The following is an 18,832-nucleotide window of genomic DNA, read 5'->3' as shown; positions in this document are numbered from 1 at the left end:
ATCATGGATATTCTGTTTTTATTCTTGATGGTGATTGGCTTCATGCTGATCGGTGTGCCAATTGCTGTCTCGCTGGGTCTTTCCAGTATTCTTTTCTTACTAATGCACTCGGATGCGTCTTTGGCTTCCGTTGCCCAAACTTTGTTTAACGCGTTTGCTGGCCACTACACTTTATTAGCAATTCCTTTCTTTATTTTGGCCTCAAGCTTTATGTCTACCGGTGGCGTGGCGAAACGAATTATCCGCTTTGCGATTGCTATTGTTGGCTGGTTTCGCGGCGGTTTAGCGATGGCATCTGTCGTGGCATGTATGATGTTTGCTGCGCTATCGGGTTCGTCTCCTGCAACGGTAGTAGCGATTGGTAGTATCGTTATCGCTGGTATGATCAAGAACGGCTACTCGAAAGAGTTTGCTGCGGGTGTTATCTGTAATGCAGGTACGCTGGGCATTTTGATCCCACCTTCGATCGTGATGGTGGTGTATGCCGCCGCAACGGACGTGTCGGTTGGGCGCATGTTCCTTGGTGGCGTCATTCCGGGCCTGCTTGCGGGTGTGATGTTGATGATCGCGATTTACATTGCCGCGAGAATCAAGAACCTGCCAAAACAGCCTTTTGTCGGCTGGAAAGAAACCTTCGATGCCGCCAAAGACGCAAGCTGGGGTTTATTGCTGGTGGTTATCATCCTTGGTGGTATCTACGGTGGTATCTTTACACCGACAGAAGCTGCTGCGGTCGCTGCAGTGTATTCATTCTTCATTGCTAACTTTGTCTACAAAGACATGGGGCCATTTGCTGACAAGCAGAACACCAAACCTGCATTGGTCAAAATCTTCCAAACCTTTGTTCATAAAGATACCAAGCATACGCTGTATGAAGCAGGCAAACTGACCATCATGCTGTTGTTCATCATTGCTAATGCCTTGATTCTTAAGCACGTGCTTACCGAAGAACGCATCCCGCAAATGATCACCGAATCTATGCTGTCAGCGGGTCTTGGGCCGATTACCTTCTTAATAGTGGTTAACGTGTTGCTGCTGATTGGCGGTCAGTTCATGGAACCGTCTGGCTTGCTCATTATCGTCGCGCCGTTGGTGTTCCCAATCGCGATTGCACTGGGTATTGACCCGATCCACCTTGGCATCATGATGGTGGTGAACATGGAGATAGGCATGATAACGCCACCTGTAGGGCTCAACTTGTTTGTGACCGCTGGGGTAGCGAAGATGTCGATGATGAATGTGGTGAAAGCGGCACTGCCATGGGTGGCGGTGATGTTCCTCTTCCTCATTATCGTAACGTACGTGCCTTGGGTATCCACTTGGCTACCAACGACGCTGATGGGACCAGAAATCATCACCAAGTAGCGACATAGCAAGTAAACCTAATTCGCTGTTGATGAAAACCAAAAGAGGTGTGACTATTCACACCTCTTCGTCTATTGATTTGTAGGTAGGTCTGCGCGGGTCAGGCTTCACTCTACGCTCGTAACCATGCCACTTCTTTTTGTTTTTACGCCGGTCTTCTCCCGAACGCCTCTCTTCTTGATAATGCCCATCGATCATCACGGTATCGGTGATAACGGGGATTCTAATTTTCTCTGTCATATCCGTATGAACCATCAATCTGTTGTTACAAAAAGTATGATTCAAGTTGGATATAACGACAAACCGTAAACGGCGTTTTATTTATATAGATCCTTATCTATCTGATAGCGTTGCATTTTGTCGTACAGGGTTTTTCGAGGCACGTTCAATTGTTCCATGGTTTGTTTGATACTGCCGCTGTTCTCCAGTAATGCACTTTCTATCGCGGCCTTTTCAAATTCTGCCACTTGTTCAGCAAGGCTAGATGAAGATGGAGAGGTCGAGGCGGTATCTCCCAATTGGATTAATTTACCCAGTAGGACAAACCGTTCAGCCGCATTTCGTAGTTCGCGTACATTACCCGGCCAATCATGCGCCATTAATTGAGCCAAATCTTGTGAGGAGAGGCTAGGAGAGGTTTTGCCGTAACGAGATGCGGCAACCAATAAAAAGTGATGGAACAGCGCAGGAATGTCCTCTTTGCGCTGGCGCATTGGTGGTAGATCGAGCGTAACCACATTAAGGCGATAATAGAGATCCTGACGAAATGCACCTTCCTCTGCGGCTTGTTTTAAGTCGACCTTGGTTGCGGCAATGACGCGAATATCCAACGGCAGCAATTCGTTAGAGCCGACACGCTCAATCACTCTTTCTTGAAGCACCCGCAGCAAACGGATTTGTGCCTGAATCGGCATCGATTCGATTTCATCCAAAAACAGTGTGCCGCCCTGAGCAAATTCAAACTTACCAATTCGACGACTTTCCGCTCCAGTAAACGCGCCTTTCTCGTGCCCGTACAATTCGCTCTCAATCAGGTTTTCCGGCACGGCGCCGCAGTTTACAGCGACAAAGTTATGGTTGCGACGAGCGCTTTGCTCATGCAATGAACGGGCAATGAGCTCTTTACCTGTGCCAGTTTCTCCAAACAGTAATATATCCGCATCGGTATCGGCAATATGAGTGATAGTTTCACGCAGAATTTGGATACTCGCGGTTTCGCCAATGATACGCGGACCAAGGGTTTTACTGGCTTTGAGCGACTGGCGCAGTTTTTCATTTTCATTGGTGAGTTTACGTTTCTCGATTGCCCGTTTGACGGTTTCTACCAAATGTTCTGGCGCAAAAGGTTTCTCAATAAAGTCGTAAGCGCCTTGATGGAGGGCTTGCACTGCCATAGAAATATCACCATGTCCGGTGATCATGATGACGGGTAGGTTGGAGTCGCGCTGAGTGAGTGTGGTCAGCAAATCCATACCAGAAATGCCCGGCAAACAGATATCGGTGACCACGACGCCAACTTCTTCGCCTTGCTGCATGGCAATTAAAGCTGATTCTGCATCTGGGAAAAACTTGGCATCGATGTCCGCCAGTTCAAAGGTTTGCTCGATGGCGAGTCTGAGATCGGCTTCGTCGTCAATAAAAAACACCTGACACATGGTCTCATCCTTCTGGTTGTGCGGCGATTGGTGAAACAATAGGTAAGCAGAGTGAGAATCGAGCACCGCTTTGTTCTCGATTTTGAGCGCTTAATTTGCCGTTCATTCCGGCTAAGATTTGTTGTGAGATAGAAAGCCCCAACCCCAAGCCATTTTGTTTGTTGGTGAGGAAAGGTTCACACAGCTCTGAAAGGGTAAAATCGCCAAGCCCTGTGCCGTTGTCATCCACATGAATCCATACGAGTTTGGCTTCGCTGTCTAGCTCTACAGAGAGCACAACTTGTTTGTCGTCATGCTCCTTAAGCGCCTCTATCGCATTGGTAAGCAAGTTTACTAACACTTGTTCTAACTGGATCGTATTGATCTGCACATCTACATCCTGCTCTAGCAAATTCGTTTCCAAGGTCACACGAGCTGATTTCAGTGCTGGCTTCATCAACTCTTTTACTGAAGCGATAACCGGTAAAAGGTGAGTGTGTACTAATTCATTGCCACTGGTTTTCTTCGCGAATGAACGTAACTGCTGACTGATGTTTGCCATCCGGTCGGTAAGGGCAGAGATGCGAGTGAGGTTGTCTTCGACACGTTCGAACTTTTCTTTTTCTAGGAACAATTTGCCGTTCTCAGCAAAACTGCGAATAGCTGCTAACGGGTTGTTGAGCTCATGGCTGATGCTGGCTGACATTTGCCCCAACACCGCCAGCTTCGCTGCTTGCACCAATTCATCTTGAGTTAGGCGAAGGGTTTGTTCGGTTTCAATCCGTTGAGCAATCTCTGCCTGTAACTCGGCCGTTCGTGCCATCACTTGATATTCCAGCTTTTGATTGGCTTCTTGTTGAATCCGTTCAAGTTGAAGGTGACGCTGCTGGCGGTGATAGACAAGTTGACCAACCAAAAACAACACAGTGAAGACAAGCGTCAAGACGAGCAAATAGCCCATCGTTATCCAAACCACGGACTGCTTTGGAGACAATACTCGAATCGTGAGTTTGAGATCTTTCAAAGGTAGAGAAGAGATCACCAACGTACCTTTGTTGTATGGGTAGCCTTGCTTCGCCTCTGTGTGGGTTAATTCCATGTCGCCGACAAAACCTAGAGACTCAATCGTGGTATCTAAATATTGGCGACTTGCCCAAACTTCAGCAGCTTTTGGTTCGTCGAGTGGCTGTAAGCTTTTGAAAAGCCAATCACTACGACTGCTCATAAAAATAATGCCGTTTGGGTCACTCGCAACAAAGATGCTTTTCGGCTGCTGCCAATTGTCTTCTATCTTGCTTAAATCCATTTTGACTACAACGACGCCTAAAACGCCTCCTGCATACACAAGAGGGTAGGAGTAGTAATAACCACGCTTTCCTGAGGTAGAACCCAGTGCATAGTATTCCGCTCGCTGACCAATAATCGCCTGTTTGAAGTAAGGACGGAAAGCGAAGTTGCGGCCAATAAAAGAATGCTCTTTACGCCAGTTACTGGCTGCGATCGTTGTGCCCCATTTGTCGATCAAATAAGTGTCCGCCGCAGCAATAACATCATTGACGGACTCTAAGTACCGATTAGTGATTTCTAGCTGTGCACTGTTGTTCGGATTGAGCAGCGCTTCAACCAAAGGTTCGTCTTTTGAAAGCAGGTGAGGGATGTGGGCGTACTTGTCTAACTTGTTTTGAATGTGGCTAGAAAAGCGTTCCAATTGGGATTGGTGTTTATCGAGCAAGGACTGGTAGCTGGCATTCCAAACCCAATGTCCGCCGGCGAACGCGCAAAGGAAATAGAAGGCGAAAAAAATCAGTAGAATACGGTTTCTTTGCGACATCCTTACGCTCCTTGCTACCTTCCCTTTTACCACTTAAGAAAATGTTAATGGTTTGTAGGAATGAATAGGGATTTAGTTTCCAACTCTGTGGAGTAAAACAAGAGCAAGATCTCTTTTTAGGCTTTTCAATAAAAAAAGCTGTCGATTCTCTTGAAAAAGTCGCTATTGTCCCCATTCTAGATATGCTGGCAGCGTTGAAGCGGTATTCAAATCGCATTTTTCGCTATTTTTTGAGTCGGTATTCGAGAATTTAGCGCAGACAATGTCCACATAGTGGCTATTGGCTCGACAGGGTTGCGACAGATCGCTAGAATGTCGCGTCTAAAAATTCTGTCCTGAGGCTAATAGGAGATACCTTTGGTGGTGACGCCGAAGATATCACTGATTAGTCCGGTGTTGAGATTCAGCATCGATACTCGATTTTAAATTAGGTGTTCGGACAGGACACTACACAAGGATGAAGCGTGAACTCACAGAGTCTCGCTCATACGCTCGGGAAGACCGGGCCACTTTAGAGGTTTATATATAATGCAAGTTACTGTTGAAACGCTAGAAGGCCTAGAGCGCCGTCTAAACATTACTGTTCCAGCTGCAAACATCGAAGACGCTGTAACAGCTGAACTACGCAACATCGCTAAAAACCGTCGTTTCGATGGTTTCCGTAAGGGTAAAGTGCCTCTAAAAATGGTTGCTAAGATGTACGGCAAAGCAGTACGTCAAGACGTTCTTGGTGAAGTTATGCAACGTCACTTCATCGAAGCGATCGTAAAAGAGAAAATCAACCCAGCTGGCGCACCAACTTTCGCTCCAGTTGAAAACAACGAAGGCGCAGATCTAGTATTCACTGCAACTTTCGAAGTTTACCCAGAAGTTGAACTAAAAGGCCTAGAAAGCATCACTGTTGAAAAGCCAACAACAGAAGTTAACGATGCAGACGTAGAAGAGATGATCGAAACTCTACGTAAGCAACAAGCTACTTGGGCAGAAGTTGAAGAAGCTGCAGAAGCTGGTAAGCGCGTAAGCATCGACTTCGTTGGTTCTATCGACGGTGAAGAGTTCGAAGGCGGTAAAGCTGAGAACTTCCCACTAGAAATGGGCGCTGGTCGCATGATCCCTGGTTTCGAAGACGGTATCGAAGGTAAAACCAAAGGTATGGAATTCGAAATCGACGTAAACTTCCCAGAAGATTACCACGCTGAGAACCTAAAAGGTAAAGCAGCTAAGTTCGCAATCAAAGTGAACAAAGTTGAAGCTCGTGAACTACCAGAACTAAACGACGAGTTCGTTTCTAAGTTTGGTGTTGCTGAAGGTGGCGTTGAAGCACTTAAAGCTGAAGTTCGTAAGAACATGGAGCGCGAACTTAAGCAAGCTGTTAAGAACCGCATCAAAGAGCAAGCTATCGACGGTCTAGTTGAGCAAAACGAAATCGACGTACCAGCTGCACTTATCGACCAAGAAATCCAAGTTCTTCGTCAACAAGCTTCTCAACGCTTCGGTGGCAACCCAGAAGCAGCTGCACAGCTTCCACGTGAACTGTTCGAAGAGCAAGCTAAACGTCGCGTTGTAGTTGGTCTTCTTCTAGGTGAAGTAATCAAGTCTGAAGAACTAAAAGCTGACGACGAGAAAGTAAAAGCGCTAATCGAAGAGATGGCAACAGCTTACGAAGATCCATCAGAAGTTATTGCTTACTACGAGCAAAACGAGCAAATGATGAACAACATGCGTAACGTTGCTCTAGAAGAGCAAGCAATCGACGCGATCATCGCTAAAGCACAGGTTACTGAGAAAGAAGTAAGCTTCAACGAGCTACTTAACCAACAACCTGCTGCTTAATAAGCAATATCTTGCGTAGAAGGTTGACTTAACGTCGACTATTCTGCTAACAATGGTCCGTATGATACACATCATCCGGGCCATTTATTTTAGGGACATAAGAATATGAGCTACCAAGAAAAAAATGCAATGTCGCCAATTATTGACGCGCTAGTGCCAATGGTGGTTGAACAAACTTCCCGCGGCGAACGCTCTTACGACATTTACTCACGCTTGCTTAAAGAGCGCGTGATCTTTTTAACCGGTCAAGTGGAAGACCACATGGCAAACCTTGTCGTGGCTCAGCTACTTTTCCTAGAATCTGAAAATCCAGATAAAGATATTTTCCTATACATCAACTCGCCAGGCGGCAGCGTAACAGCAGGTATGTCTATTTACGACACCATGCAGTTCATCAAGCCAAATGTGAGCACAGTATGTATGGGGCAAGCTTGCTCAATGGGTGCGTTCCTGCTTGCAGGTGGTGCGCCGGGTAAGCGTTACGTTCTGCCTAACTCACGTGTGATGATCCACCAACCACTAGGTGGCTTCCAAGGTCAGGCTTCTGATATCCAAATCCATGCTCAGGAAATCCTGACCATCAAGCAGAAGCTAAACAACCTATTGGCAGAGCATACAGGCCAGCCTCTTGAAGTGATTGAACGCGATACTGATCGTGATAACTTCATGTCGGCAGATCAGGCTGTAGAATACGGTATTGTGGATGCAGTGTTGAGCCACCGCGGCGAGTAATTTAGCCAGCGCATTTTGGCTAAATTTGATATACACTCATTCATAAAGAGTAAAGGCTAAGAGGTTAGCGAATGACAGATAAAAGCAAAGAAAGCGGCAGCGGCAAATTGCTGTACTGCTCTTTCTGTGGCAAAAGTCAGCACGAAGTTCGCAAGCTAATCGCAGGTCCGTCAGTTTACATTTGCGACGAGTGTGTCGACTTATGTAACGATATCATTCGCGAAGAAATCAAGGATGTTCTCCCTAAGAAAGAATCTGAAGCGTTACCAACGCCAAAACAGATCCGTGAACACCTTGATGACTATGTGATCGGACAAGATTACGCGAAAAAAGTGCTCGCAGTTGCGGTATATAACCACTACAAGCGTTTACGCAATGGTGATACAACGAGCGAAGGTGTGGAGCTTGGTAAGAGTAACATCCTTCTAATTGGTCCAACGGGTAGTGGTAAAACTCTGCTTGCTGAGACGCTAGCTCGATTCTTGGATGTGCCATTTACAATGGCAGACGCTACCACACTAACCGAAGCTGGTTACGTAGGTGAAGACGTTGAAAACATCATCCAGAAGCTTCTGCAAAAATGTGATTACGATGTAGCGAAGGCTGAACGCGGCATTGTATACATTGACGAAATTGACAAGATTTCTCGTAAAGCTGAAAACCCATCAATTACGCGTGACGTATCTGGTGAAGGTGTTCAGCAGGCGCTACTAAAACTTATCGAAGGTACGGTTGCATCGGTTCCACCACAAGGTGGTCGTAAGCATCCACAGCAAGAATTCCTACAAGTGGACACGTCTAAGATCTTGTTCATCTGTGGTGGTGCATTTGCTGGCCTAGATAAAGTGATTGAACAGCGTGTAGCGACAGGCACAGGTATTGGTTTTGGCGCAGAAGTGCGCTCTAAGAACGAAACCAAAACAGTCGGTGAACTATTTACTCAGGTAGAACCTGAAGATCTAGTGAAATACGGCCTGATTCCTGAGTTTATCGGTCGTCTACCAGTAACAACAACACTGACAGAGCTTGACGAAGAAGCGCTAATTCAGATCCTATGTGAACCGAAGAACGCACTGACCAAGCAATACGCAGCATTGTTCGAACTAGAAGACGCTGAACTTGAGTTCCGTGAAGACGCGCTACGTGCTATCGCTAAGAAAGCAATGGAGCGTAAAACGGGTGCTCGTGGTCTACGCTCAATCTTAGAAAGCGTTCTGCTAGAAACCATGTATGAACTGCCATCAGCGACAGACGTAAGTAAAGTCGTGATTGATGAATCAGTGATTAACGGTGAATCAGAACCATTGCTCATTTACAGCAACGCCGACAATCAGGCCGCTGGAGCAGAATAAATTCAGCCATGAATAGAAAGGAGGTAAGTAATTACCTCCTTTTTTTATTTCTCTTATTGAATCCAAATAATTAGACCCCATATACTGCCTTAAGTAATACGTTAAACGTGAAAGCGGAAGAGAGAATTATATGAACTTGGAACGTTCCGAGCGTATCGAGATCCCGGTATTACCTCTACGTGACGTAGTGGTCTACCCACACATGGTTATTCCATTGTTTGTTGGTCGTGAAAAATCGATTAGCTGTCTAGAAACAGCGATGGAAACAAACAAACAAGTTCTGCTTGTGGCACAAAAGCAAGCGGACACTGATGAGCCGACGGTTGACGACCTATTTGAAGTAGGTACGGTTGCAACCATCCTCCAACTTCTTAAGCTACCTGACGGCACGGTTAAAGTGCTGGTTGAAGGTCAGCAACGCGCGAAGATCAACCACTTTAAAGAAAGCGAATTCTTCCTTGCTGAGGCAGAGTTTGTGGTAACGCCTGAACTTGAAGAGCGTGAGCAAGAAGTGATTGTTCGCAGCGCTATCAACCAATTTGAAGGCTTCATCAAGCTAAACAAAAAGATCCCGCCAGAAGTGCTAACTTCGCTAAGCGGTATTGACGAAGCGGCGCGCCTAGCAGATACCATTGCAGCGCACATGCCTCTTAAGCTTGTAGACAAACAACAAGTGCTTGAAATCATCGATGTAACTGAGCGTCTAGAGTTCCTGATGGGCCAGATGGAATCAGAGATCGATCTTCTTCAGGTTGAGAAACGCATCCGCGGTCGTGTTAAGAAGCAGATGGAAAAATCTCAGCGCGAGTACTACCTGAATGAGCAAATGAAAGCGATTCAGAAAGAACTTGGCGAGATGGAAGACGCTCCTGACGAATTCGAGACACTGAAGCAAAAGATTGAAGAATCTAAAATGCCTCAGGACGCGCGTGAAAAGACAGAACAAGAGCTGCAAAAGCTTAAGATGATGTCTCCAATGTCTGCAGAAGCGACAGTGGTACGCAGCTACATCGATTGGATGGTAAGCGTGCCTTGGAACAAGCGTTCTAAAGTTAAGAAGAATCTTGCGAAAGCAGAAGAGATTCTGAACGAAGATCACTACGGCCTAGAGCGCGTTAAAGAACGTATTCTTGAGTACTTAGCGGTACAAAACCGTATCAACAAACTGAAAGGTCCGATCCTTTGTCTTGTTGGTCCTCCTGGTGTTGGTAAAACATCGCTAGGACGCTCTATTGCAGCGGCAACGGGTCGTAAGTACACGCGTATGGCACTAGGTGGTGTACGTGATGAAGCTGAAATCCGTGGTCACCGTCGTACATACATTGGTTCGCTACCAGGCAAACTTATTCAGAAGATGTCAAAAGTAGGCGTGAAAAACCCACTGTTCCTTCTGGATGAAATCGACAAGATGTCTTCAGACATGCGTGGCGATCCATCTTCAGCACTGTTGGAAGTTCTAGACCCAGAACAAAACAACGCGTTTAACGACCATTACCTAGAGGTAGATTACGATCTATCTGACGTTATGTTCGTTGCGACGTCTAACTCGATGGATATTCCTGGTCCTCTACTAGACCGTATGGAAGTGATTCGTCTGTCTGGTTACACAGAAGATGAGAAACTAAACATTGCAAAACGTCACCTTGTTGATAAACAAGTTAAGCGTAATGGTCTGAAACCAAACGAAATTACCATCGAAGATTCTGCAATCATCGGCATTATTCGTTACTACACGCGTGAAGCGGGTGTACGTAGCCTAGAGCGCGAGATTTCTAAGATCTGTCGTAAAGCAGTGAAAAACATCCTGCTGGATACGAGCTTGAAGTCAGTGACAGTTACGATGGAAAACCTAAAAGAATACTTAGGTGTTCAACGTCATGATTTCGGTAAAGCGGATGACAGCAACCGTATCGGTCAAGTAACTGGTCTAGCTTGGACACAAGTGGGCGGTGACCTTCTTACGATCGAAACGGAAGCTATGCCGGGTAAAGGTAAGCTAACGCAAACCGGTTCTCTTGGCGATGTTATGAAAGAGTCTATCCAAGCAGCAATGACGGTTGTTCGTTCACGTGCCGAGAAACTGGGTATCAACTCAGACTTCTACGAGAAACGTGATATCCACGTACACGTACCGGAAGGTGCTACACCAAAAGACGGCCCAAGTGCGGGTATCGCAATGTGTACAGCACTGGTTTCTAGCTTGACAGGTAACCCTGTAAAAGCAGAAGTGGGTATGACAGGTGAGATTACGCTACGTGGTGAAGTTCTACCTATCGGTGGTCTAAAAGAGAAGTTACTTGCGGCACACCGTGGTGGCATCAAAACTGTACTGATTCCGAAGGACAATGAGCGCGATTTGGAAGAGATTCCAGAAAATGTTATCGCGGATCTGCAGGTTATCCCAGTACAGTGGATCGACGAAGTTCTTAAAGTTGCACTAGAGCGAGACCCGACAGGCGTTGAGTTTGAGTCTCAAAAATAGTGATGTGCAGCAAAAATAAGTAAAACTTTACGCTGATAGGCCTAAAAAGGCTTGTCAGCGTTTTTTTTGGACGCTAAGTTAAGTTCGATAGCTTCCAGCCCTTGAAGAATAAGGGGTGGAGCATATTTTCTTAATTATGGAACGAACGTCATCACAAAAATAATCACAGATGACACAAAGGGGAAATCACAGTGAATAAAACTCAACTAGTAGAACAAATCGCAGAAAACGCAGACATCTCTAAAGCATCAGCTGGTCGCGCTCTAGACGCATTCATCGAAGCAGTAAGTGGTACGCTTCAGTCTGGTGACCAAGTTGCTCTTGTTGGCTTCGGTACGTTCAGCGTACGTACTCGTGCTGCACGCACAGGTCGTAACCCAAAAACTGGTGAAGAAATCCAAATCGCAGAAGCTAAAGTACCTTCTTTCAAAGCTGGTAAAGCTCTAAAAGACGCTTGTAACTAATTCTTTGTGTCACTGACACAAAGCTAGTTCTGCTGACGGCCATTGCATAACTTTTGCTCAAATAGTCAAATTTGAACAAAAATTTACAAACTAAGAGCCGAACTTTTTTAAATTATGCGCATCCTACTGATGCGCATTTCTTTTTCTGATATTATCGCGACATTACATTTTCTATTAGAAGCAGTCGGCTTCAATTGTGGAGAGCAGTTAAATTATGATGGATCGACTACGCGAAGGCGTGAACAGCATCGCGGTCAAAATTATCCTTGGACTTATCATCCTATCTTTCGTATTTGCAGGTGTAGGTAGCTACATCGTTGGTGGCAACAACAACTCAGCAGCGAAAGTAGGTAACACCGAGATTGCTCGTGGTGAGTTCGAGATGGCATACCAAAATGAGCGCAACCGCATGCAAGCTCAATTGGGTGATTACTTCTCTCAAATGCTGGCTGACCCTGCATACGTTGAATCTTTCCGCAAATCTGTTCTAGATCGCATGATCAACGACGTGCTGCTTGACCAACAAGCAGAAGCGCTTGGTCTACGCATTAGCGATGCACAAGTACGTAGCATGATTCTAGACATGCCTCAGTTCCAATCTAACGGTCAATTTGATCAAGACATTTACCAAGCGTCTCTGCGTCGTGCTGGTTTCTCTCCAGACTCATTTGCAGAGTACATGCGCCGTGAATTGGTTCGTGAGCAACTACTGAACGCACTTCAAACAAGTGAATTCACACTACCTGGCGAAGTTCAGGCAGAAGGTAAACTGTTCACTCAAACTCGTGACGTTCGCACAATCACTATCGATTTGAATGAGTTTGCTAAGAAAGTAGATTTGACTGATGAAGAAATTCAAGACTACTACAAAGCAAACCCAGACATGTTCACTCGTCCTGAGCAAGTTAAAGTTGCTTACATTGAGCTTTCAGCTGAAGAGCTTAAGAAGCAAGTTCAAGTTTCTGACGAAGACGTTAAGAAATACTACGACGAGCACCTAGACAAGTACTCTACAGAAGAGCAACGTCGCGTAGCGCACATCCTAGTTGAGGGTGATGACGAAGCGAAAGCACAAGCGATTCTTGACGAGCTAAACGCAGGCGCTGACTTCGCAACAGTAGCGAAAGAAAAATCAGACGACTTTGGTAGCGCAGAAAACGGCGGCGACCTAGGTTGGATTGAGCGCGATGTAATGGACCCAGCATTTGAAGAAGCGGCATTTGCTCTTAAGAATCCAGGCGATATGACTGGTCTAGTGAAGTCTGACTTCGGTTACCACATCATCAAGCTTGAAGAGCTAAAAGGTGCGGTTGCTAAGCCTTACTCAGAAGTTGCGGCTGAAATCAAACAAGAGATGATTGACCAGAAAGCGGTTGATCAATTCTACGAACTACAAAACGAACTTGAAAAAGTGGCGTTTGAATTCCCTGATTCTCTAGATGACGCATCTAAAGCTGTTGGCCAAAAAGTGAAGACAACAGACTTCATCTCTCAAGCTGATGCTCCAGAAGTGCTTAAGAACCAAGCGGTAATGCAAGCGATTCTAAGCCCTGAAGTGAAAGAAGATGGCCTAAACTCTGAAGCAATCGAAGTTGCACCAGAGCACATCATCGTTGTTCGCGTTGAAGATGCTCGTGATGAGACTGTACTTCCTCTAGACGAAGTGAAAGACCAAGTGGTTGCTGAGCTATCTCGCGTTAAAGGTGAGCAAGGCGCAATCGAACTAGGTACTAAAGTCGTTGCGGCTCTGAAAGAAGGTAACAAAGACATTCTTGCTGAAAACAACCTAGCGTTTGGTGAGCAAGAGTCTGTAGACCGTCGTTCTCCGCTAGCATCAACAGTATTTGCGATGGCGAAACCAGTCGATGGTAAGCCTGTTTACGGTCAATCTAAAGACCTAGAAGGTAACATCGTGGTTGTTGAGCTAGACGCGGTTCACGCAGAGCTAGACAGCGCTCTAGAAGAGCAAGTGGCGACACAAATGCAACGTGCGTCTTCTCAGCTAGACCTTTCTTCAGTAATCGCGGTACTGCGCGCAAACACTGACATTGAATACTTTGTTGTGAGCAACTAAGCATTACTGATGTAATTTGCATGTTAACTAAAACGGGTCGCATTAGCGGCCCGTTTTATTTTTGTCTGAACCAACTTCTATGACAGCAACACTTTTCCTAGAGTGATCCTCGTTTTTGATAATTCGATTTAGGGGAGGACACTCAAATGAAATGGATGTTAACACTGTGCTTGCTGCTATTGGCGCCAATGAGTTGGGCGGAAGAAGGCAAGTCGGTAACGACAAAAGCGGCCAAGTATGAAGGCATTGAAATCACCGTTAATGTGAATACGGCTTCCGCGGAAGAAATTGCGACACTACTGAATGGTATTGGGACGAAAAAAGCGCAAGACATTGTTGAGTACCGAAATGAACATGGCCCATTTAAAACCGCAGCGGACTTAAGCAAAGTGAAAGGCATTGGTGAAGCGACGGTGAAAAAGAACCAAGATCGTATCTTACTTTGATTCACGCTTTGATTTGAAAAGCGAAGTTCTGTTTCCTATTACTGCTTTCCCGAACCAAAGCGTTTTTCTGGTTCGGGATTTTTTGTTTTATCGAGGTTTGTGCTCACTCAGATTGAAGCGTATTAACCGAATATACGACGATGCGTTAGTTTTTCTAGCCAAGCCATGCCCATACCCCCGATAGCACCAAATAGGTGAGCATCAACAGCGACGCGAGCACCAATCATTGCCGCCGTGCTTGTTGAAGGGCCGTAGAACTGCTCCCAAGCGACTTTTGCAATTAAACCGCCTACCAGTACTAAACTGCTTCTTCTACCGTCGAAAACCTCTGCCAGAGCCCAGAAACCAAACAATCCGTGTAGTACTCCAGACAGTCCAACGTAAACCGACATATTGGTGAATAAGTTCATTGCACCAACGAAGGTACATAGAACAAGAAAGACGATAGAGAAGTTACGCACCGAAGGGCGAAAGATGAATCCTATTACCCATAAGCCCGCTAAATTCATCCCTAGGTGAGCAAAGTTGGTATGCGTCAGATTTCCTGTTACGATTCGCCACCATTCGCCATGGCGTATATTGTAAGCGTGCCATTCGGTTAGGCTTGCCATTGGTTCGAATTGCAGTATTAAACAGATAACGCTGATGATGCTCAGCAATGTATAAAGGTTCACTCTATGTCTCGTTATTGTTCTCAGTGTGGAAAGTCGCGCAAAGCTTGTATTTGCCAATGGATTGTACCGCTAGCAAACGAGGTTGAACTTATCATCCTTCAGCATACGAGTGAAGAACATCGTCCTCTTGGTACGGCACGGATTCTCAATTTGAGCCTAAATCATTGTACTTGTCTGATTGGAGAAGACTTTTCTAACAATGAAGCGTTGAATACGTTGCTCGAGGACAGCGCTTACCAGCATTTCATTCTTTACCCTTCAGAACAATCGTTGTGCCTTTCAGAGTTGGCGACGGTAGGTGGGACGGCAAATAAGAAAATACGTTTGATTTTACTAGATGGTACTTGGAAGAAAGCCTACAAAATGTGGCAACTTTCGACCAACTTGCATGCTATCCCAACGGTTAAACTGCCAGAGGATCTGCAAGGGCATTACACCATTCGTAAGGCACCATCGAACAACAGCTTATCAACAGTGGAAGCCGGCTTTCATGCACTGAGCCTTATGGAGACTGGGAAAGATTTCACGCCTTTGCTAACGGCGTTTGAGAAGATGATCGAATTTCAAATCGCCCAGATGCCTCCGGGCGTATTTGAAAAGAACTATCTGAAAGACGAGTAACGAACCGGTAGAGTACTTCTCTAAAGGACAATTGAAGAGAACAACTGTCGATGCAGCTTTTGTGCGTGGCCATCGGTCATTGCTGAGATGTAATCTGCAATCACGCGCATCTTTGCACTTTCGCAGCTTGCTTCTTGCCATAGTGAGCGAGTGTGCGGTGGCAGCAGACGCTCAGGGTCCGCACTTAGAGCTTCAAACAAATCCATGATGATCTGCTGGCCTTTGTACTCTACGATCTGTACTTGATGCACTTGAATCACATATTGGCTCACGAAGTGTTTGAGCACTTCTAATGCTTTAGCCATGTGTGGCTCTAAACAGGCATTCCAAGCTAAGAGCGGGTTATTAAACGGTTCATCCACCACTTTGATTGAAATACTGGTCAACAGCGCATTCACCATGCCACCAATCGCATCTTTGCGTTGATGGTGTTTACCGCTAAAGAGCATTTGGCCGATAGAACCAATATGCTCCTCAAACCACGGGTCACCACAATCCGCTAATTGACTGGCTGCGCCTTCTTGCCATTGCTGACGTGTGACCATGCCAAGCACTATCGCATCTTCCAAATCATGCACGCCGTAAGCGATATCGTCCGCAAGTTCCATGATCGAGCAGTCGAGCGATTTAAAGCGGGTTTTACAGTGTTCTAGGTCTGACTCTGGACGACAGCGCATTTGACTCAACAGGGCTTTGTCATTGTCCGTCAGTGGGGCAATGACCCAATCAAACAAGTCTTTATCACAGTCATAAAGGCCTTTTGCCGGGCTCCAGTCTTTGGCTTTGAGTTTGCGTTGATGCTCGACAGGTTCGGGCATGCAAAGCGCTCTTGTTTGACTCAGCAGAGCAGGGTATTTAATCAAACCGAGTAAGGCGCGGCGTGACAAGTTCATGCCAAAGTGTTCGGTGTAAGGTTCTAGCTTGGTGACAATACGAAACGTCTGGGCATTGCCTTCAAAGCCGCCATGTTCACGCATCATGTAGTTCAGCGCGACTTCGCCACCATGACCATAGGGTGGGTGACCGATATCGTGTGCCAAACAGAGCGAATCAATCAAACTGTCTGAAGGCAGTAAGTCTCGAAACTCCGGTTGCTTCTTTTTCAGTTGAGCCACAATGCCCGTGCCCAATTGCGCCGCTTCAAGAGAGTGGGTCAAACGGGTACGGTGGAAATCTTCTAAGCTGTTGCCGTGGACTTGAGTCTTCGCTTGTAGGCGACGAAATGCCGCAGAATGCAGTATACGAGCGCGATCTCGCTGATAAGGACTACGATGATCGTCACGGCGGATTTTATGTTCATCATCATGGCGTTCTTGCCACAAGGCATCTAATTCAAACGACACTTTTCTCTCCATCAACTAACTGATTTCATCCAGCGATAATTCAAAACTTGGGGCAAAGGTATGAAGGAAGTATTCCATTTCTGGAGTTTTGCGTTCTTGCAGTGTGATGTCTAGGCGCTTTTTAGCCAAGGCAAACTCGTGGTTACCTGCGCTCAGTTCTTCGAGACATTTTAAGTACGCGCAGATGGAGTCGGCTTGCTTAACGATCAAGGCATCTTCTTCATGTGCAGAGTGCGAAAGCAGATACGGTGCAAAATCGTCTTGGAATTCTTCTGGCAGCATGGATAGTAGCTTTTGCTCGGCTGCGGCTTCTATCTTTTTATATTCTTTAGAAATTTCTGGGTTGTAATACTTAACTGGGGTTGGAAGGTCACCCGTTAATACTTCACTGGAGTCATGGTACATCGCAAGAATAGCAATGCGTTCGGGATTCAGTGTACCGCCAAACTTTTTGTTTTTGATTAGGGCAAGGGCATGAGCAACAAACGCGACTTGCAAGCTGTGTTCAGAAACGTTTTCTGGTGATACTGAGCGCATTAAGGGCCAGCGTTGGATTAGCTTCATTCGTGCCAAGTGGGCGAAAAAATGGCTTTCTTTCATTGCTGTCTCCAATTTTGATTCTGATACAAAAAAAGGAGCTCACTAGGAGCTCCTCTAAGCATATGAGAGATCAGCAGTAATTACTACTGGCTATACGTTGATAGGAACCGCTCAAAGCGGCCAATCGCGGTTTCAAGATCTTCTACGTGCGGCAGGGTAACGATACGGAAGTGATCCGGTTTCGGCCAGTTAAAGCCTGAGCCCTGTACGAGCAGCACTTTTTCTTGCTTCAAGAAATCCAGCACCATCTGCTGGTCATTCTTGATGTTGTACATCTTGGTGTCGATTTTCGGGAACAAGTACATCGCGCCTTTCGGCTTCACACAAGAAACCCCAGGGATCTGGTTGATCAGCTCGTAAGCACGGTTACGTTGTTCAAGCAAACGACCACCCGGCAAGATCAGCTCATTAATACTTTGGTAGCCACCCAATGCGGTTTGAATCGCGTGTTGCATCGGTACGTTGGCACATAAACGCATTGACGAAAGCAGCTCAAGACCGTTGATGTAACCTTGCGCCAGATGTTTAGGGCCAGTTAGGAACATCCAGCCGCCACGGAAGCCACAAACACGGTATGCTTTTGACAGACCGTTAAAGGTCATCACTAGCACGTCTTCTGTTAGTGTCGCGACTGAGGTGTGTGTCGCTCCGTCGTAAAGCACTTTGTCGTAGATCTCGTCAGCGAAGATGATCAGGTTGTGTTGGCGGGCAATCTCGATAACTTCTAGTAGAAAATCACGACTGTATACCGCACCCGTTGGGTTGTTCGGGTTGATCAGAACAATACCACGCGTTTTCGGGGTGATTTTCTTTTTGATGTCTTCTAGATCAGGATACCAGTCTGCGCCTTCATCACAGATGTAATGCACAGGTTTACCACCAGACAGAGCAACAGATGCGGTCCACAATGGGTAGTCTGGTGCAGGGATCAGCATTTCATCGCCGTTGTTCAGTAGCGCTTGCATTGCCATCACGATTAGCTCTGAAACGCCGTTACCTACGTATACATCTTCAACATCTAGTGAGCGGATGCCTTTACGTTGGTAGTGTTGTACAACGGCTTTACGCGCAGAGTAGATGCCTTTGGAATCACAGTAGCCTTGAGAAGTTGGTAGATTGCGGATTACATCTACTAAAATCTCATCAGGGGCGTCAAAACCAAATGGGGCGGGGTTACCAATGTTTAGCTTTAGGATTTTATGCCCTTCTTCCTCCATGCGCTTAGCATGTTTGAGTACAGGACCCCTAATGTCGTAGCAGACATTGTCGAGTTTTGACGACATCCCGATATTTTGCATTGTATAATTCCTAAAAAATCGTTAATTTCTTTATTAAAGTACAATAATTTGTTTTTTATTAGAATAAAAATCTGTAAATTATC

16 protein-coding genes are annotated in these 18,832 nt (G+C 46.0%); 9 read left to right on the top strand and 7 right to left on the bottom strand.

Annotated elements, in window-relative coordinates; all coding sequences use genetic code 11:
* Window positions 1-3: 3 nt before the first annotated feature.
* Complete coding sequence (locus tag H735_RS07940; protein ID WP_005437607.1) at window positions 4-1,365, top strand: TRAP transporter large permease; 1,362 nt, start codon at window positions 4-6, stop codon at window positions 1,363-1,365.
* A gap of 57 nt (window positions 1,366-1,422) precedes the next feature.
* Here the strand turns inward: H735_RS07940 and H735_RS31615 are convergent, their stop codons facing one another.
* The 3 genes from H735_RS31615 to H735_RS07925 form a co-directional block, all read right to left on the bottom strand.
* Window positions 1,423-1,605: a hypothetical protein gene (locus tag H735_RS31615; protein ID WP_020196008.1), complete on the bottom strand. Its 183-nt coding sequence runs from the start codon at window positions 1,603-1,605 to the stop codon at window positions 1,423-1,425.
* A gap of 77 nt (window positions 1,606-1,682) precedes the next feature.
* The gene (locus H735_RS07930; protein WP_020196007.1) at window positions 1,683-3,020 is read right to left on the bottom strand and encodes a sigma-54-dependent transcriptional regulator; all 1,338 of its coding nucleotides are present in this window, start codon (window positions 3,018-3,020) and stop codon (window positions 1,683-1,685) included.
* A gap of 4 nt (window positions 3,021-3,024) precedes the next feature.
* Window positions 3,025-4,830 (bottom strand): sensor histidine kinase, encoded by a 1,806-nt coding sequence (locus H735_RS07925; protein WP_020196006.1) that lies wholly within the window; start codon window positions 4,828-4,830, stop codon window positions 3,025-3,027.
* A 528-nt stretch (window positions 4,831-5,358) separates the two neighbouring features.
* Here H735_RS07925 and tig point away from each other — a divergent pair.
* The 7 genes from tig (at window position 5,359) to H735_RS07890 (ending at window position 14,213) form a co-directional block, all read left to right on the top strand.
* Window positions 5,359-6,663 (top strand): trigger factor, encoded by a 1,305-nt coding sequence (tig, locus tag H735_RS07920; protein WP_005437602.1) that lies wholly within the window; start codon window positions 5,359-5,361, stop codon window positions 6,661-6,663.
* A 105-nt stretch (window positions 6,664-6,768) separates the two neighbouring features.
* Window positions 6,769-7,395 carry an ATP-dependent Clp endopeptidase proteolytic subunit ClpP gene (gene clpP / locus H735_RS07915; protein WP_005430931.1) on the top strand — a complete coding sequence of 209 codons (627 nt, stop codon included), beginning with the start codon at window positions 6,769-6,771 and terminating at the stop codon, window positions 7,393-7,395.
* Between the two features lie 71 nt (window positions 7,396-7,466).
* Complete coding sequence (clpX, locus tag H735_RS07910; RefSeq protein WP_005430932.1) at window positions 7,467-8,747, top strand: ATP-dependent protease ATP-binding subunit ClpX; 1,281 nt, start codon at window positions 7,467-7,469, stop codon at window positions 8,745-8,747.
* A gap of 130 nt (window positions 8,748-8,877) precedes the next feature.
* Complete coding sequence (gene lon / locus H735_RS07905) at window positions 8,878-11,229, top strand: endopeptidase La (protein WP_005437599.1); 2,352 nt, start codon at window positions 8,878-8,880, stop codon at window positions 11,227-11,229.
* Window positions 11,230-11,420: 191 nt separating this feature from the next.
* Window positions 11,421-11,693: an HU family DNA-binding protein gene (locus tag H735_RS07900; RefSeq protein WP_005430934.1), complete on the top strand. Its 273-nt coding sequence runs from the start codon at window positions 11,421-11,423 to the stop codon at window positions 11,691-11,693.
* Between the two features lie 214 nt (window positions 11,694-11,907).
* Complete coding sequence (gene ppiD / locus H735_RS07895) at window positions 11,908-13,767, top strand: peptidylprolyl isomerase (RefSeq protein WP_020196005.1); 1,860 nt, start codon at window positions 11,908-11,910, stop codon at window positions 13,765-13,767.
* Between the two features lie 146 nt (window positions 13,768-13,913).
* Window positions 13,914-14,213 carry a ComEA family DNA-binding protein gene (locus H735_RS07890; RefSeq protein WP_020196004.1) on the top strand — a complete coding sequence of 100 codons (300 nt, stop codon included), beginning with the start codon at window positions 13,914-13,916 and terminating at the stop codon, window positions 14,211-14,213.
* A 122-nt stretch (window positions 14,214-14,335) separates the two neighbouring features.
* Here the strand turns inward: H735_RS07890 and rrtA are convergent, their stop codons facing one another.
* A complete protein-coding gene (gene rrtA / locus H735_RS07885; protein ID WP_020196003.1) occupies window positions 14,336-14,887 on the bottom strand; it encodes a rhombosortase in 552 nt (183 codons plus the stop codon).
* 3 nt (window positions 14,888-14,890) lie between these two features.
* Between rrtA and H735_RS07880 the strand changes: the two genes are divergently transcribed.
* The gene (locus tag H735_RS07880) at window positions 14,891-15,508 is read left to right on the top strand and encodes a tRNA-uridine aminocarboxypropyltransferase (protein ID WP_020196002.1); all 618 of its coding nucleotides are present in this window, start codon (window positions 14,891-14,893) and stop codon (window positions 15,506-15,508) included.
* A 20-nt stretch (window positions 15,509-15,528) separates the two neighbouring features.
* Here H735_RS07880 and H735_RS07875 read toward each other — a convergent pair whose 3' ends face one another.
* From H735_RS07875 to H735_RS07865, 3 genes are all read right to left on the bottom strand, one after another.
* Entirely contained in the window at window positions 15,529-16,863 is a 1,335-nt protein-coding gene (locus H735_RS07875) for an anti-phage deoxyguanosine triphosphatase (protein ID WP_171371688.1), read from the bottom strand.
* Between the two features lie 3 nt (window positions 16,864-16,866).
* A complete protein-coding gene (gene yfbR / locus H735_RS07870; RefSeq protein WP_009707166.1) occupies window positions 16,867-17,451 on the bottom strand; it encodes a 5'-deoxynucleotidase in 585 nt (194 codons plus the stop codon).
* Window positions 17,452-17,534: 83 nt separating this feature from the next.
* Window positions 17,535-18,749, bottom strand: coding sequence for a pyridoxal phosphate-dependent aminotransferase (locus H735_RS07865; protein WP_005437583.1), 1,215 nt, complete (start codon window positions 18,747-18,749; stop codon window positions 17,535-17,537).
* Window positions 18,750-18,832: the final 83 nt, after the last annotated feature.

Source organism: Vibrio owensii CAIM 1854 = LMG 25443, assembly GCF_000817815.1.
Lineage (GTDB): Bacteria > Pseudomonadota > Gammaproteobacteria > Enterobacterales > Vibrionaceae > Vibrio > Vibrio owensii.
This window is presented reverse-complemented; position numbering and strand designations above follow the sequence as displayed.

Bases quoted from the DNA above. Each gene is read 5' to 3' on its own strand.
- H735_RS07940 (WP_005437607.1), top strand. From the start codon at position 4: ATGGATATTCTGTTTTTATTCTTGATGGTGATTGGCTTCATGCTGATC.
- H735_RS31615 (WP_020196008.1), bottom strand. From the start codon at position 1,605: ATGACAGAGAAAATTAGAATCCCCGTTATCACCGATACCGTGATGATC.
- H735_RS07930 (WP_020196007.1), bottom strand. From the start codon at position 3,020: ATGTGTCAGGTGTTTTTTATTGACGACGAAGCCGATCTCAGACTCGCC.
- H735_RS07925 (WP_020196006.1), bottom strand. From the start codon at position 4,830: ATGTCGCAAAGAAACCGTATTCTACTGATTTTTTTCGCCTTCTATTTC.
- tig (WP_005437602.1), top strand. From the start codon at position 5,359: ATGCAAGTTACTGTTGAAACGCTAGAAGGCCTAGAGCGCCGTCTAAAC.
- clpP (WP_005430931.1), top strand. From the start codon at position 6,769: ATGAGCTACCAAGAAAAAAATGCAATGTCGCCAATTATTGACGCGCTA.
- clpX (WP_005430932.1), top strand. From the start codon at position 7,467: ATGACAGATAAAAGCAAAGAAAGCGGCAGCGGCAAATTGCTGTACTGC.
- lon (WP_005437599.1), top strand. From the start codon at position 8,878: ATGAACTTGGAACGTTCCGAGCGTATCGAGATCCCGGTATTACCTCTA.
- ppiD (WP_020196005.1), top strand. From the start codon at position 11,908: ATGATGGATCGACTACGCGAAGGCGTGAACAGCATCGCGGTCAAAATT.
- H735_RS07890 (WP_020196004.1), top strand. From the start codon at position 13,914: ATGAAATGGATGTTAACACTGTGCTTGCTGCTATTGGCGCCAATGAGT.
- H735_RS07880 (WP_020196002.1), top strand. From the start codon at position 14,891: ATGTCTCGTTATTGTTCTCAGTGTGGAAAGTCGCGCAAAGCTTGTATT.
- H735_RS07875 (WP_171371688.1), bottom strand. From the start codon at position 16,863: ATGGAGAGAAAAGTGTCGTTTGAATTAGATGCCTTGTGGCAAGAACGC.
- yfbR (WP_009707166.1), bottom strand. From the start codon at position 17,451: ATGAAAGAAAGCCATTTTTTCGCCCACTTGGCACGAATGAAGCTAATC.
- H735_RS07865 (WP_005437583.1), bottom strand. From the start codon at position 18,749: ATGCAAAATATCGGGATGTCGTCAAAACTCGACAATGTCTGCTACGAC.